At 60.4% G+C, this 14,158-nt stretch carries 12 protein-coding genes and 4 tRNA genes; 10 read left to right on the top strand and 6 right to left on the bottom strand.

The window, feature by feature from the left end:
• Positions 1–154 precede the first annotated feature (154 nt).
• Positions 155–1,831, top strand: a complete 1,677-nt coding sequence (locus IFT99_RS16895; protein ID WP_065993064.1) for a DEAD/DEAH box helicase — start codon at positions 155–157, stop codon at positions 1,829–1,831.
• A 448-nt stretch (positions 1,832–2,279) separates the two neighbouring features.
• On the opposite strand, the gene IFT99_RS16890 is transcribed toward IFT99_RS16895, so the two are convergent.
• Positions 2,280–3,047, bottom strand: coding sequence for a DODA-type extradiol aromatic ring-opening family dioxygenase (locus IFT99_RS16890; protein WP_192133716.1), 768 nt, complete (start codon positions 3,045–3,047; stop codon positions 2,280–2,282).
• A gap of 105 nt (positions 3,048–3,152) precedes the next feature.
• Here IFT99_RS16890 and IFT99_RS16885 point away from each other — a divergent pair, with 105 nt between their 5' ends.
• Positions 3,153–3,809, top strand: coding sequence for a thiopurine S-methyltransferase (locus tag IFT99_RS16885; RefSeq protein ID WP_192133714.1), 657 nt, complete (start codon positions 3,153–3,155; stop codon positions 3,807–3,809).
• Between the two features lie 74 nt (positions 3,810–3,883).
• Here the strand turns inward: IFT99_RS16885 and htpX are convergent, their stop codons facing one another.
• Both htpX and IFT99_RS16875 read right to left on the bottom strand, forming a co-directional pair.
• The gene (gene htpX / locus IFT99_RS16880; protein ID WP_037011815.1) at positions 3,884–4,771 is read right to left on the bottom strand and encodes a protease HtpX; all 888 of its coding nucleotides are present in this window, start codon (positions 4,769–4,771) and stop codon (positions 3,884–3,886) included.
• A gap of 268 nt (positions 4,772–5,039) precedes the next feature.
• Positions 5,040–6,251, bottom strand: coding sequence for a pyridoxal phosphate-dependent aminotransferase (locus IFT99_RS16875; RefSeq protein WP_192133712.1), 1,212 nt, complete (start codon positions 6,249–6,251; stop codon positions 5,040–5,042).
• Between the two features lie 192 nt (positions 6,252–6,443).
• On the opposite strand from IFT99_RS16875, the gene msrB reads away from it, so the two are divergent.
• Both msrB and IFT99_RS16865 read left to right on the top strand, forming a co-directional pair.
• A complete protein-coding gene (gene msrB, locus IFT99_RS16870) occupies positions 6,444–6,842 on the top strand; it encodes a peptide-methionine (R)-S-oxide reductase MsrB (RefSeq protein ID WP_192133709.1) in 399 nt (132 codons plus the stop codon).
• 84 nt (positions 6,843–6,926) lie between these two features.
• The gene (locus IFT99_RS16865; protein ID WP_192133707.1) at positions 6,927–7,427 is read left to right on the top strand and encodes a glutathione peroxidase; all 501 of its coding nucleotides are present in this window, start codon (positions 6,927–6,929) and stop codon (positions 7,425–7,427) included.
• Positions 7,428–7,439: 12 nt separating this feature from the next.
• On the opposite strand, the gene IFT99_RS16860 is transcribed toward IFT99_RS16865, so the two are convergent.
• A complete protein-coding gene (locus tag IFT99_RS16860; RefSeq protein WP_192133706.1) occupies positions 7,440–9,758 on the bottom strand; it encodes a hybrid sensor histidine kinase/response regulator in 2,319 nt (772 codons plus the stop codon).
• Between the two features lie 87 nt (positions 9,759–9,845).
• Between IFT99_RS16860 and IFT99_RS16855 the strand changes: the two genes are divergently transcribed.
• Together IFT99_RS16855 and IFT99_RS16850 are read left to right on the top strand one after the other, a co-directional pair.
• The gene (locus IFT99_RS16855) at positions 9,846–10,739 is read left to right on the top strand and encodes an ATP-binding protein (RefSeq protein ID WP_192133704.1); all 894 of its coding nucleotides are present in this window, start codon (positions 9,846–9,848) and stop codon (positions 10,737–10,739) included.
• Positions 10,736–11,218, top strand: a complete 483-nt coding sequence (locus IFT99_RS16850) for a GAF domain-containing protein (RefSeq protein WP_192133702.1) — start codon at positions 10,736–10,738, stop codon at positions 11,216–11,218. The genes IFT99_RS16855 and IFT99_RS16850 overlap by 4 nt, the downstream gene beginning before the upstream one ends.
• A gap of 48 nt (positions 11,219–11,266) precedes the next feature.
• Here the strand turns inward: IFT99_RS16850 and IFT99_RS16845 are convergent, their stop codons facing one another.
• Positions 11,267–12,040, bottom strand: a complete 774-nt coding sequence (locus IFT99_RS16845; RefSeq protein WP_065993078.1) for a hypothetical protein — start codon at positions 12,038–12,040, stop codon at positions 11,267–11,269.
• A 264-nt stretch (positions 12,041–12,304) separates the two neighbouring features.
• On the opposite strand from IFT99_RS16845, the gene IFT99_RS16840 reads away from it, so the two are divergent.
• From IFT99_RS16840 to IFT99_RS16825, 4 genes are all read left to right on the top strand, one after another.
• Positions 12,305–12,380, top strand: a tRNA-Glu gene (locus tag IFT99_RS16840).
• 2 nt (positions 12,381–12,382) lie between these two features.
• Positions 12,383–12,458, top strand: a tRNA-Gly gene (locus IFT99_RS16835).
• A 103-nt stretch (positions 12,459–12,561) separates the two neighbouring features.
• Positions 12,562–12,637 (top strand) — tRNA-Glu (locus IFT99_RS16830).
• Between the two features lie 2 nt (positions 12,638–12,639).
• Positions 12,640–12,715 (top strand) — tRNA-Gly (locus IFT99_RS16825).
• Between the two features lie 121 nt (positions 12,716–12,836).
• On the opposite strand, the gene IFT99_RS16820 is transcribed toward IFT99_RS16825, so the two are convergent.
• Entirely contained in the window at positions 12,837–13,859 is a 1,023-nt protein-coding gene (locus IFT99_RS16820; protein ID WP_192133700.1) for an ABC transporter substrate-binding protein, read from the bottom strand.
• Between the last annotated feature and the right edge of the window lie 299 nt (positions 13,860–14,158).

The following is a 14,158-nucleotide window of genomic DNA, read 5'->3' as shown; positions in this document are numbered from 1 at the left end:
AACCGGTTCGGTCACGAACCACCCATGACGATCCATTCATCAATACGTTTTCGCAAATCCCCGCCGACAAAGCAGCCAGGGTGACTCTAGGGTCTTACACGGCACGCGCAGCTTTGAAGCATGGGTCTTTGCGGATGCACTCAGAGGCAGACCCATGACCCAGGAAACCGGCGGCTTCGCCGCTCTCAACCTTCACCCGACAATTGTTGCAGCTGTAGTAGCCACCGGCTACGAAGAGCCTTCGGCCATCCAGCAGCAATCGATTCCAATCATCCTCGCCGGTCACGACATGATCGGCCAGGCGCAGACAGGTACCGGTAAAACCGCCGCCTTCGCTCTGCCCATCCTGAGCCTGATCGACCCGGCGAAACGCGAGCCGCAAGCGCTGATCCTCGCGCCGACTCGTGAGCTGGCCCTGCAAGTGGCCACCGCGTTCGAAACCTACGCCAAGCAAATGCCGGGCGTGACCGTTGTGGCTGTCTACGGCGGCGCGCCGATGGGCCCACAGCTGAAAGCCATTCGCAACGGCGCTCAGATTGTCGTCGCCACCCCGGGTCGTCTGTGTGACCACCTGCGTCGTGACGAGAAAGTCCTGGCCACCGTTAACCACCTGGTTCTCGACGAAGCCGACGAAATGCTCAAGCTGGGCTTCATGGATGACCTCGAAGTCATCTTCAAGGCCATGCCTGAAACCCGTCAGACCGTGCTGTTCTCGGCGACCCTGCCGCAGTCGATCCGCGCGATCGCCGAGCGTCACCTGAAAGACCCGAAGCACGTCAAGATCCAGAGCAAGACCCAGACCGTTACCGCGATCGAGCAGGCTCACCTGCTGGTTCACGCTGACCAGAAGACCTCTGCCGTACTGAGCCTGCTGGAAGTCGAAGATTTCGACGCCCTGATCATGTTCGTGCGCACCAAACAGGCCACTCTGGATCTGGCCAGCGCCCTTGAAGCCAAAGGCTACAAGGCTGCTGCGCTGAACGGCGACATCGCCCAGAACCAGCGTGAACGCGTCATCGACTCCCTCAAGGATGGCCGTCTGGACATCGTTGTTGCGACTGACGTTGCTGCCCGTGGTCTGGACGTTCCGCGCATCACTCACGTGTTCAACGTTGATATGCCGTACGACCCGGAAGCCTACGTTCACCGTATCGGCCGTACTGGCCGTGCCGGTCGCGAAGGTCGCGCCCTGTTGCTGGTCACCCCGCGTGAGCGTCGCATGCTGCAAGTGATCGAGCGCATGACCGGTCAGAAAATCGCCGAAGTCCGCCTGCCGGACTCCCAGGCCGTTCTCGATGCCCGCATCAAGAAACTGACCAACAGCCTGTCGCCGCTGGTCGCTGATGCCGAAGCAAGCCATGGCGAACTGCTGGACCGCCTGACTGCCGACATCGGTTGCACCCCGCGTGCCCTGGCCGCTGCTCTGCTGCGCAAGGCCACCAACGGTCAGGCGCTGACCCTTGGCGCGATCGAGAAAGAACGCCCACTGGTGCCGAACAACGCGCCACGTGGTGATCGTCCGGAGCGTCCAGCTGGCGACCGTCCTGATCGTGGCGACCGCGAACGTCGTGCCCCGGTGCCGTTGGCCGAAGGCCGTGCTCGCTGCCGTACCGCGCTGGGTGCCCGTGACGGCATCGCTGCGAAAAACCTGTTGGGCGCCATCCTCAACGAAGGTGGTCTGGCTCGTGAAGCAATCGGTCGCATCCAGGTGCGTGACAGCTTCAGCCTCGTCGAACTGCCGGAAGACGGTCTCGAGCGCCTGCTGGCCAAGCTGAAAGACACACGCGTTGCCGGCAAGCAGTTGAAGCTGCGTCGCTATCGTGAGGACTGATCTGCTCTTGAGCTGATCGTCTGAATAAAAAATCCCCGACTGGTTCGGGGATTTTTTTTGCGTGGGACTTGGGGGCTAGTGCTGCGTTTGGATGACTATTTGAAGGGGACTGATTTATTTACAACGCTTCACGACTATTTGAAGGGGACTGATTTATTTACAACGCTTCACCGTAAATTAATCTGTCCCCGTTTTGTCTCTGGCGCCGATCCCATAGACGGAGGGGGGAGGCACCAGGCCGAGTGGGTTTTGGTTGGGTAGGACCGGCTTCAGCCGGTAAGGCGTCGGTTGCCACACAACTGACCGGGGACAGATTAATTTACGATGAAGCGCTGTAAATAAATCAGTCCCCTATAAGTGAAGCGCTGTAAATAAATCAGTCCCCTATAAGTGCGCTATAAGTGCGCTTCCCGGCTGAAGCCGCTCCACGGGGACAAAACCAACCCCCTCAACCAAACCGATAGATGTCCATCCCCAACGCACCCATGGTGAAACCCTGGTGCTCGATGCTGAATTCCCCGCCCGCCGCCCGCGCAAAATACAGCGGCAGCAGGTGTTCATCGGTCGGGTGGTTGCGCGCGGCGTTGGGTGCCTGATTTCGATAGTCGTGCAGCGCTTCCAGGTCGTCCGCCGCGAGCTTTTCCACCATCCAGTCGCGGAATGCGAGGGCCCAGGGCGTGATGCTCTCAGGTCCCGCCTGCCAGTCCAGCTCGCGCAAATTGTGGGTGATGCTGCCAGAGGCGATCAGCAGAACGTTTTCCTCACGCAGCCGATTCAGCGCCTGCCCGACGCGTGTCTGCAGGGCAGGGCCCATCCGCGTGGGCAGTGAAACCTGCACGATGGGAATGTCCGCCCGCGGGTACATCAACGACAATGGCACCCAAACCCCATGGTCGAACGGTCGCTCGGTGTTCATGCGCGCCGGCAGGTCAGCCTCTGCCAGCAGCTCCAGCACGCGCTGCGTCAGCTCCGGCATGCCGGACGCCGGGTACTGCACGGCGAAGAGTGCAGGGGGGAAGCCGCCAAAGTCATGCCAGGTCTCCGGCTGTGGATTGCCGTTAACCAGCAGTTCGTTGCTTTCCCAGTGCGCCGAGACCATCACGATGGCCTTGGGGCGCGGCAGGGCGGCGGCCAGACGTGCGAGCGCCGGCCCGCTCTCGCCCGGTTCGAGGGCAAGCATGGGCGAGCCGTGGGAAATGAACAGGCTAGGCAGCATTTGCAGTGTCCTGAGCGTATAAGGTGAGTGGCATCATCGGGCAGTGCATCCATCTAAATCTAATATAAGTTTTCGTCCGTTTTGATCGGGATATCAGGAGTGTTTATGGAGCCGCGTTTTTGGCATGAGCGCTGGGCGATCAATCAGATCGGTTTCAATCAGGCGTCTGTGAATCCGCACCTGTTGCGCCTGTGGCCAGAGCTCACCGCCATGCCAGGGGAGCGCGTGCTGGTGCCTTTGTGCGGCAAAAGCATCGACATGGTCTGGCTGCTCAACCAAGGGTTTCACGTGGTGGGCGCGGAATTGTCTGAGATAGCGGTGGCCGGCTTCTTCAGCGAGAACGGCTGGCAGCCCACGATTGAAGAGCGTGGCGCGCTCAAGGTCTATCGTGGGGAGGGCTGCGAGATCTGGTGCGGCGACTTCTTTGCCCTCACGCCGGAAGACGTTGGCGACTGCACCGCATTCTACGACCGAGCCGCCCTGATCGCGCTGCCGCCGGACCTGCGCTGGCGTTACGTCAAACAGCTCAATCATCTGTTGTCGAACGATGCCTGCGGCTTGCTGGTGACGCTGGATTACGATCAGTCGTTGATTGCCGGCCCGCCGTTCTCGGTGGATGAGGACGAGGTGCTGCAGTTGCTCTCCCCGGACTGGCGGGTCAAACGCGTCGCGGATCTGGACGTGCTGGAGGAGGGCGTGAAGTTCAAGCAGGCGGGGGCAACGTCCCTGATGGAATATGCGTATCGACTGTATCGCCGATAGCGCAGCGCAAAGAAATCAGCACAAAAGAAAAGGGCGACTTCACGTCGCCCTTTCTGGATGCAGCCTCTACACAATCAACCGCGGCGACGAAGCGCCTCGATGCGCTCTTCCAGCGGCGGGTGGCTCATGAACAGCCCGGCCAGGCCGTGCTTCAAACCACCGTTGATACCGAACGCCGTCATGCTCTCGGGCATTTGCACCGGAACGCCCTGTTCCGAACGCAGACGCTGCAGAGCGCTGATCATCGCGCCCGTACCGGCCAGGCGGGCACCGGCGTCGTCGGCGCGGTATTCACGCTTGCGCGAGAACCACATGACGATGGCGCTGGCGAGGAAGCCCAGCACGATTTCAGCGAAGATGGTCGCGATGTAGAACGCGATGCCACGGCCTTCTTCGTTCTTGAAGATCACCTTGTCGACGAAGTTGCCGATGATTCGGGCGAAGAACATGACAAAGGTGTTGACCACGCCCTGGACCAGCGCCAGCGTCACCATGTCGCCGTTGGCAACGTGACCGATCTCGTGAGCCAGCACTGCTTTCACTTCATCGGGCGAAAAACGCTCCAGCAGTCCCTGGCTGACCGCGACCAGCGCGTCGTTCTTGTTCCAGCCGGTGGCAAAGGCATTGGCCTCGTAGGCAGGGAAAATACCCACTTCCGGCATCTTGATACCTGCATCGCGGGACAGTTGTTCCACGGTCTGCAGCAGCCATTGCTCATGGCGGGTGCGGGGTTGGGTGATGATCTCGGTGCCTGTGCTCATCTTCGCCATCCACTTGGAGATGAACAGCGAGAACAGCGAACCGGCGAAACCGAACACAGCGCAGAAGATCAGCAGCTGATTGAGGTTCAGATCAACCCCGTTGGCCGCCATGAACCCGTTGAAGCCAAAAAGGCTCAGGGTGATGCTGGCAATCAGCACGACCGCAAGGTTAGTGGCCAAAAACAGCAAAATGCGCATCATGGTTTAGAGTTTCTCCTCGGGAAGAATATGTAACGTACTGCGGGGGTATATAAGGTGATGTCGGGGTGTATTCAACCGGGCGATCATTTCAAACTGTGTCGTTTGCTGTCGCGCTGGCGAAAAGCCTCATCGGCAAGAGGGTGAGGGCGGTGCGACTGGCCCCCGGAACAACAGCAGCCGGCTTGGGGGCGAACCCGGTGAGTCAGACAACATCGTCGTCAATCATCACCAGCGTTCATCCAAAAGCCGGCGCTTGCAGCACGCTGCGTTACTGCTTGTAGGTCTTCAAAAAGTTGCCGATCCGGCCAATGGCCTGCTCCAGATCATCCACACGCGGCAGCGTCACCACGCGGAAATGGTCCGGCCACGGCCAATTGAACGCCGTGCCCTGAACGATCAGCAGCTTTTCCGACAGCAGCAGGTCCAGCGCAAACTTCTCGTCGTTGTGGATCGGGCAGACTTTCGGGTCGATGCGCGGGAAGGCATACAGCGCGCCCATCGGCTTCACGCAGCTCACACCCGGAATATCATTGAGCAATTCCCAAGTCCGGTTGCGCTGCTCCAGCAGACGGCCCGGCGGCAGGATCAGGTCATTGATGCTCTGATAACCACCCAGCGCGGTCTGGATCGCGTGCTGGCTCGGCACATTGGCGCACAGACGCATGTTTGCCAGGATGTCGATGCCTTCGATATAGCTGACCGCGTTGTGCTTGGGCCCGGAAATCGCGATCCAGCCCGAACGGAAGCCCGCCACGCGATAGGATTTCGACAGCCCGTTGAAAGTCAGGCACAGCAGGTCCGGTGCCAGCGAGGCGGTGCAGATATGCACGGCGTCTTCGTAGAGAATCTTGTCGTAGATCTCGTCGGAGAAGACCACCAGATTGTGCTGACGGGCAATCTCCAGCATCCCCAGCAACACTTCGCGGGAATAAACGGCGCCGGTCGGGTTGTTCGGGTTGATGATCACCATCGCTTTGGTGTTCGGCGTGATCTTGGCCTTCATGTCCTCAAGGTCAGGCCACCAGTTAGCCTGCTCGTCGCACAGATAATGCACCGGGTTGCCGCCGGACAGCGCAACGGCGGCGGTCCACAGCGGGTAGTCCGGCGCAGGAACCAGCACTTCGTCGCCGTTGTTGAGCAGGGCCTGCATCGACATCACGATCAGTTCCGAGACGCCGTTGCCCAGATAGATGTCTTCGATGCCGACACCTTCGACCTGCTTCTGCTGGTAGTACTGCATCACCGCCTTGCGCGCGCTGAACAGGCCCTTGGAATCGCTGTAACCCTGGGCCATGGGCAGGTTGCGGATGACGTCCTGCAGAATTTCGTCCGGCGCCTCGAAACCAAACGGCGCCGGGTTGCCAATGTTCAGCTTGAGGATGCGATGGCCTTCCTCTTCCAGGCGCTTGGCGTGCTTGAGCACCGGCCCGCGAATGTCGTAGCAGACGTTGGCGAGCTTGTTCGATTTGCTGAACTGCATGGTGATTGGTCCCGAAAAGAGACGGCCCGCTGTAAGAAGAAGCGCGGACCGCTGAGCATGACGCCATCAAAATGGGTTTGTACGCGAGAAACGCGGGTGACAGACTGGCGTCCAACGAAGGCGCAATCATACGTGCCACCCGATCCGTGGAAAAGACACAGATCGGGCTTTTTCATTTACGGAGGTCAACCCGTGGCTAAGCTGGATAAAACCCTTGAAGAATGGAAAGCGATGCTCGATCCCGAGCAGTACAACGTCTGCCGGCTGAAGGGCACGGAGCGTCCATTCAGCGGCAAATACAACGAGACCAAGACCGACGGCGTTTACCACTGCATTTGCTGCAACGAGCCGCTGTTCGACTCCAAGACCAAGTTCGATTCGGGCTGCGGCTGGCCGAGCTTCTACGCCCCGCTGGAAGGCAGCGCAGTGGTCGAAGTGCGCGACGTCAGTCATGGCATGATTCGCACCGAAGTGATCTGCAGCAAGTGCGACGCTCACCTCGGCCACGTGTTTCCGGATGGCCCACCGCCTACTGGTCTGCGGTACTGCATCAACTCCGTGTGCCTGGACCTGGTGCCACGCAACGCCTGATGCAGGCCTATCACCGGTAACAATGGGATAGCGCGCCAGGCAATGGCGCGCTAGCGTTGCGGTTTACTCAATCGAGGCATCGCCATGAGCGACGAATTGCTGAACATTCCGGTGCAAACGATCAAGGGCGAACAAAAGACCCTGGCTGACTTCGGCGGCAGGGCGCTACTGGTGGTGAATACCGCCAGCAAGTGCGGTTTCACGCCGCAATACAAGGGCCTTGAGGAATTGTGGCAGGGCTACAAGGATCGCGGACTTGTGGTGCTGGGCTTTCCGTGCAACCAGTTCGGCAAGCAGGAGCCGGGCAACGAAGGCTCGATTTCCGACTTTTGCGAACTGAACTACGGGGTGAGTTTTCCGCTGTTCAAGAAGATCGACGTCAACGGCAGCCATGCCCATCCGCTGTTCGTGCAGCTCAAGAAGCGCGCGCCGGGCTTGCTCGGTTCGGAAGGCATCAAGTGGAATTTCACCAAGTTTCTGGTAGGCCGCGACGGCAAGCTGGTCAAACGTTACGCCCCACTGACCAAGCCGGAAGACATCAAGGCTGACATCGAAGCGCTGTTGAAGGAGCAAGCGGCCGGCTGATCGGCGCAGCGTTTAATGCGGCTGTTCTACCGGGATCCACTGATCCAGCAACGCCATCAATTCCTCGCGACGAAAAGGCTTGGCCAGGTAGTCGCTCATGCCCGCGGCCTTGCAGTGTTCACGCTCTTCCGGCATCGCGTTGGCCGTCAGCGCGATGATCGGCAGACCCGACCAGCGCTCGTTCTCCCGGATTCGTCGCGTCGCGTCATAGCCGTTCATCACCGGCATATTGCAGTCCATCAGCACCAGATCGAAGTGATCCTGCTCAAGCTGCTGCAGGGCTTCAGCGCCATTGCTGCTGACGACCACATCGCAGCCCAGCTTGCCGAGCATGCCTTTCGCCACCAGCTGATTCACCGGGTTGTCCTCCACCAGCAGGATACGCGCCCGATGGGTGGGTGAAGGGTCGCCCTGTTCCTGGCGGATACCTGCCTGACCGTCGGCGTCCAGAATGCGCGCCAGGCTTTGATGCAACACAGTGCGCGAGAGTGGCCGGGCCTGCTGTTGCAGCGGCGCCAGGGCCGCCACCTGCTCGCCGGGCATGAAGTTGCCGTACGCCGTCACCAGCAAGACCGGCACCGTGCACGCTTCTCGGATGGCCACCAGGCATTCCGGGCAATCGCTGATCAGCAAGTCCGCACCGGCATCGGGCGCCGCGCCGTCCGCCAGCGGCTGACAGGTCACGCCCCATTCCGGCAGCAGCCGGCTGAGCATTTCCAGCAACCCGCTGTTCGCGTCACTGGCCACCAGCACTTTGCCCTTGAGCATTGGCCATTTCAGCGCCGGCGTGTGCGCCGGCAGCGGCAGGTCCACACGGAAGCGGCTGCCGACGCCCACGGCGGATTCGATACTCAATTGCCCGTTCATGGCATCGGTCAGGTTATGGGTCAGGGTCAGGCCCAAGCCGGTGCCGCCGTACTGCCGGGTGATCGCGGCTTCGGCCTGAGTAAATGGCTGAAAGATCTTCGCCTGGGCGTCCTGGGCGATGCCGATGCCGGTGTCGCACACCTCGATGCGCACGCGGTCGCCATACTGACCCAGCCGCACATCCACACGCCCGGCGCGGGTGAACTTGAGCGCGTTGGAGAGCAGGTTGCTGACGATCTGCCGCACCCGCGTCGGGTCACCCAGCACGGACGCCGGAAAGCGCGGGTCGATCAGGCAGGTCAGCTCGACGTTCGGCGCCGCGTTTTGCGACAGCAGGCTGGCGGTGTCTTCGATCAAGGCGGCCAGGTCGAACGGAATGCGCTCAAGCTCCACCTGGCCGGCGTCGAATTTCGACAGGTCGAGAATGTCATTCAGCAGTTCGACCAGCACCTTGCCCGAGTCGTGGGCAATGGACAGCTGCTGGCGCTGTTCTGCGCTGAGCGGGCCATCGAGGGACAACGCCAGCATGCCCAGCAAGCCGTTGAGCGGCGTGCGGATTTCATGGCTCATGTGGGCGAGAAACGCCGAGCGTGCGTGGGCCATGTCCAGCGCCGTGCTGCGCGCAATCTGCAGTTCTTCGTTTGACTGGCTGAGCCGGGCATTGCTGGATTCGAGCTGCTGGGTGCGCGCGGAGACGATGTCTTCCAGCTCGTTGAGGTGATCGGTCAGCCGGTTCTCAGCCTCCCGCCGCTGCGCAAATTCACTGGCAACGCTCTCGAACTGCCGATTGGTGACCGCCACCAACACGCCGATTTCGTCATCTTCGTGGCCGGGCGGGCAGGGCACCGGGGGTTGAACGGGGCTGCGCGGATCACGTTCCGACAGCGCACGGATCATGCCCGTCAGCGGTTTGGTCAACGTGAAATAGAACAGCGCCAGCAGCAGGCCGGCCAGCACCAGGCTGCGCACGAAGCCGTTGACCAGCGTGATGCCGGCGCGCTGCAGAAAATGGTTGCCGAAAGCGAACGTATCGACGTCCAGGTGCAAGGTGCCGATGGACTCATCGGGGATATGGTCCAGGTGCAGCACGTCTTCGAACTGCCGACTCCCGCCGAACAGAAAATCACTGACCATGCGGTAGGCGCTTTTCGCCAGCGGCCGTGATACCGCAGCGAGCTGAACGTTGTTGTTATCGGTCAGCCGCGCGCCGACCACGGCCGGGGAGTGCAGCAGGCCGAGGGTCAGTTCCTGGGCGAGTTCTGCATCCAGGTTGTAGGCAATGCGCGAGGCGGGGTTATGACTGATTTGCAGCAGGGAGCGAATTTCACGATCGATGGACGCGTCTTCGCTGGCATAATCGAGCGCAATTTGAGACAGACTGAGCAGCGTGCCCAATACAAAGCCGATCAGCACAGTCAATCGGGCCTGTTTGAATGACAGCCGGTGGGTGATCGCTATATCCATAAAAGGCACTGTCACTTCTTGTGTCCGTCGCGTGGCAAGCATAGCTGATCGCGGCCACGCGTTAACCCGTTAAATCAAGGAGAAACCGTGGATTCTCGATTGAACGCATTTCTGGAGCGCGCCGAGTCGGTACTGGCGCGTCTCGAACCTCTCTTGCCTGCCGTTCGGCAGCCCGTGGACTGGGAAACGACCCTGGCCGCGCGCTGGGTCCACGAAGGTCGCGGCGGTTACCTGATGCCACTGGACGTCACGCTGGACATGCGCCTGTCCGACCTCATCGGCGTTGACCGCCAGCGTGAGCAACTGGGCCGCAATACGCAGCAGTTCATCGACGGCCTGCCCGCCAACCACGCGCTGCTCTGGGGTTCACGTGGGACGGGCAAGTCGTCGCTGGTCCGGGCGTTGCTGGCCGAGCACGCGAAGGCCGGTCTGCGCCTGATCGAGATCGAGCGCGACCACTTGGGCGATCTGCCGCGCGTGGTCGAGCAACTGCAGAAGTCACCCCAGCGCTTCGTATTGTTCTGCGACGACCTGTCGTTTGAATCCGGCGAAGGCGACTACCGGGTGCTCAAGAGCGTGCTCGATGGCTCGCTGGAACAGGCGCCTGACAATGTCCTGCTGTACGCCACCTCCAACCGCCGGCATTTGGTGCCTGAGAAGGAGAGCGATAACGCTCACTGGCAGCGCGGTGACGACGGCGAGATTCACCCGAGCGAGGCCGTCGAAGACAAGATTGCGCTGTCCGACCGCTTCGGCCTTTGGCTGTCGTTCTATCCGTTCACTCAGGAGCATTTTCTGGATGTGGTGGAGCACTGGATCGGCGAGCTGGCGACCAGGGCCGGCCTGCAATGGCAGCGCGATGAAGCGCTCGAGATTCACGCCGTGCGCTGGGCAACCGGCCGTGGCAACCGCAACGGCCGTTGCGCGTATCAGTTCGCCCGTTACTGGGTTGGTTTGAAAATGCTGGAGCAAGACGCATGATCGATTTGAATTCCGCAGGGGAGGGCCTTGATGGCTACCGCCTGCTCGCTGTACAACTGGAATCCCTGCTGGCGGATGAGCGCGACTTCATCGCCAACGCCGCGCAGTTCTCGGCCTTCCTTTATACCCAGCTCGACGACCTGAACTGGGCAGGCTTCTACCTCAACCGCAACGAAGAGCTGGTGCTGGGTCCGTTTCAGGGCCAGATCGCCTGTGTGCGCATTCCGTTCGGCAGGGGCGTGTGCGGTACGGCGGCACAAAGCCGCGAAACCCAACGCGTGGTCGATGTCCATGAGTTTCCCGGCCACATCGCCTGCGACAGCGCTTCCAATAGCGAATTGGTCGTGCCACTGGTGAAGGATGGACAGCTGATCGGGGTTCTGGATCTGGACAGCCCGAGCGTCGGGCGCTTTAACGAGGAAGATCAGGCGGGGATTGAACGGCTGGCGGCGATTTTCTTGAATTCGACCGATTGCTGATGTGAAGCCCCGACGCACCGCTTGGCGCGGTGCGTCGGTGTCGAGCCATCAGTCGTAGATGGCTTTCTTTTTCCACTCTGCCTCGGCGTCCACGACGCGCAACCCTTCGGTCAGCTCGTTGTTGTCGTCTTCGGTCGGTGCAATGGTGTCCAGCACCATGGAGTTCGCCTTGGCCAATTGCCGCTCCATGGCCTGCAAGTGGCTTTTCCACGGCGCGGGTTCAGGCTGGTTTTTCAGGTACTGAACGCCACGCTCGAAGGCCAGACGCGCCTGACCGGGCTGTTCCTGACTCATCGCGTGCTGGCCCAGGTTGTTGAAGAACTCGATGTGCAGCAGCACCAGCAAGTTGCGGATCTCGCGAATCCATTGCTTGGCTTCGGACGTTTGCAGGAAACCGTCGTGGGCCGCTCGCGTCACCTGGCCGTGCATGGCTTCCAGCAGAAAGCGCACGTCCTTGGCCTTGGCTTCGGTTTGAATCGGGCTGGGCGGGTTGCTGACGGTGATCGCGTCGCCCTGCGCTACCAGGGCTTCCAGTTCAGACTGGCGCTCCTGAAGATTCGGGTTGTTCCTTTTTTCCAGGGCGAGCAGGCGCTTGACCACGTTCAGCTCCAGCCGAACCAGCAGCAGCTTCAACTGTGGCGTCATCAACTGACCGGGGAAGGTTTCGGACAGCTCGCTGCAGCGGCGTAGCCGGTCGTTGAGCTCGACCATGCTGCGCGCGCGCTCGACCTTTTTGCCTTCTGCGACATGATTCAGATAGCCCACCGCAATGAGGAGCACGATGCCTGCTACAACCAAGAAGGTGATAAAGAGTGGTGTCACCGCACAAGCCTCAATCAAGTAATTTGCGCGAGTGTAGTGGCTATCCACTATCGCGGGAAGGTGGTCCTGTCACTCCGCCTGATATTGCCCATGGCGGCTGACACGTGTGTATCGGCCGTCCTTTGCCTAAATAGAGGGCGAAGTCATTGATTTGAATATATTTTCACTGAGGGGTTGACGACCCCTATATCCATCCATAGAATGCGCGCCACTTGCAGCGTAAAGCACACAGCAGAGCGTAGCAGGGAGTGAATGTTGTAGCGTGTCCCCTTCGTCTAGTGGCCTAGGACACCGCCCTTTCACGGCGGTAACAGGGGTTCGAGTCCCCTAGGGGACGCCATTGCGGGAATAGCTCAGTTGGTAGAGCACGACCTTGCCAAGGTCGGGGTCGCGAGTTCGAGTCTCGTTTCCCGCTCCATTTTTAAGCAGCTTTGCTTTCGGGCGAAGTTGAGTGAAACCAGGAAGCGTCTTCGGATGTGTTTCTGGAACTGGAACACAACACCATGGTGTTTCCAGGCTGTGTCCCCTTCGTCTAGTGGCCTAGGACACCGCCCTTTCACGGCGGTAACAGGGGTTCGAGTCCCCTAGGGGACGCCATTGCGGGAATAGCTCAGTTGGTAGAGCACGACCTTGCCAAGGTCGGGGTCGCGAGTTCGAGTCTCGTTTCCCGCTCCAAATTCTCAAAAACGCCGCTCAACAGAGCGGCGTTTTTGTGTGTGCGGGATTTACAACGCACACGCGCCTCAAATCGATTTTGTCCCGCTCATTCCACAGGCTTCCAAATTAGCCCGCTCCCTTAGCGCGCAGCTTGGGGATTGTTCTGACTGGCAGCTTGCTCGGCTGATGGCTCGGCGGCCAAACGGATGGCATTGAAATCCGGGTCGAAGCCATGGGACACGTCGACGTGTTTGTTGAGGATGCCTTCGCGCTGGTAGATGTCCGCCGTATTCTGCAAGCCCTTGATGACGCCGTCATCGATGCTCACGCGTTCCATTTTCGTGTCCTGGTTGACGGCCAGATGCACGGCCAACGGCAGGCCGGTGACCTTGGTCTGGGCGGCGGCGTATTCGGCCGGATGGGTGTTGGCCCAGCGGTAGGAGCGGTCGAGGCGCACCACGAAATCGTCCAGTTGCACGCGCTTGTCGGCGATGGCCTTGCTGGTCGCGGCGAGATAGGAATGGTTGGTCAGCAGGTCCGGCCCGTTGGGCAGGATCCGCGCGCCGTTCTGCGTGGCGACGGTGGTGTAGGGTGCCCACGTGGCCCAGGCGTCAGCGTCGCCGTTGTCGAGGATCAGCCGCGACTCGCTGGGTAACAGGTAAACGAAGTTCACGTCGCTGGTCTTCAGGCCGGCTTCGTTCAGCGCGCGAATCGCCAGGTAATGACCAATGGAGCCGCGACCGGTGACGATGCGCTTGCCTTTGAGGTCCGCAACCGAGTGGACCGGCGAGTCGTTGCGCACAATCAGCGCAGTCGTGTAGAGCCCACTGACGTGGGTAATGCTGATGACCTTCAACGCCGCACCGGCGCCCAGCGCAAAGACATACGGCGCGTCGCCCAGCGCGCCGACGTCGACGGCCCCCGCGTTCAGGGCTTCACCTAATGGCGACGCCGAGGGGAATTCGGAAAACTTGATCTCGTAGGGTACGTCCTTCAGCTCGCCGGACACCTCCAGCAGCACCTTCAGCGCGGACTTCTGGTTGGCGACGAGCAGCGGCTGGAGTTGCTCGGCGGCCTGTGTGGTCTGGCTGAATGATAATGCGAGCAGTGCGCCGAGTATCACGTGTCGGGCGCGGAGCAGGGGAGTGAAAGGGGCGGACATGGTGCGTCTCTCCAGGCATGAAAAAGGTTCTCGGCCTCCGCCTGGAGAAGGGGTCGGCAAGGGGATTGACCATATGCCGATAAGAAATGGAATAGAAGTATCTTTTGGTTATATGCTAATTATGTACGTTTGTGATTATCTAGCTTGACTCTATAAAAACATTGCATAGATATATTGAGGCAATGCGTTTTTTGCAGGAGCGGTTGCCCGTGAGTTGGCGGGCGTGCTTGCTGAATTTTCAGCGACTGGAACGCCGTTTTCGTGAGCAAGCTCACTCCTACAAGGGGAGGGAATGCAGC

The organism is Pseudomonas sp. CFBP 8772 (assembly GCF_014841665.1).
In the GTDB taxonomy this organism is placed as follows: domain Bacteria; phylum Pseudomonadota; class Gammaproteobacteria; order Pseudomonadales; family Pseudomonadaceae; genus Aquipseudomonas; species Aquipseudomonas graminis_B.
This window is presented reverse-complemented; position numbering and strand designations above follow the sequence as displayed.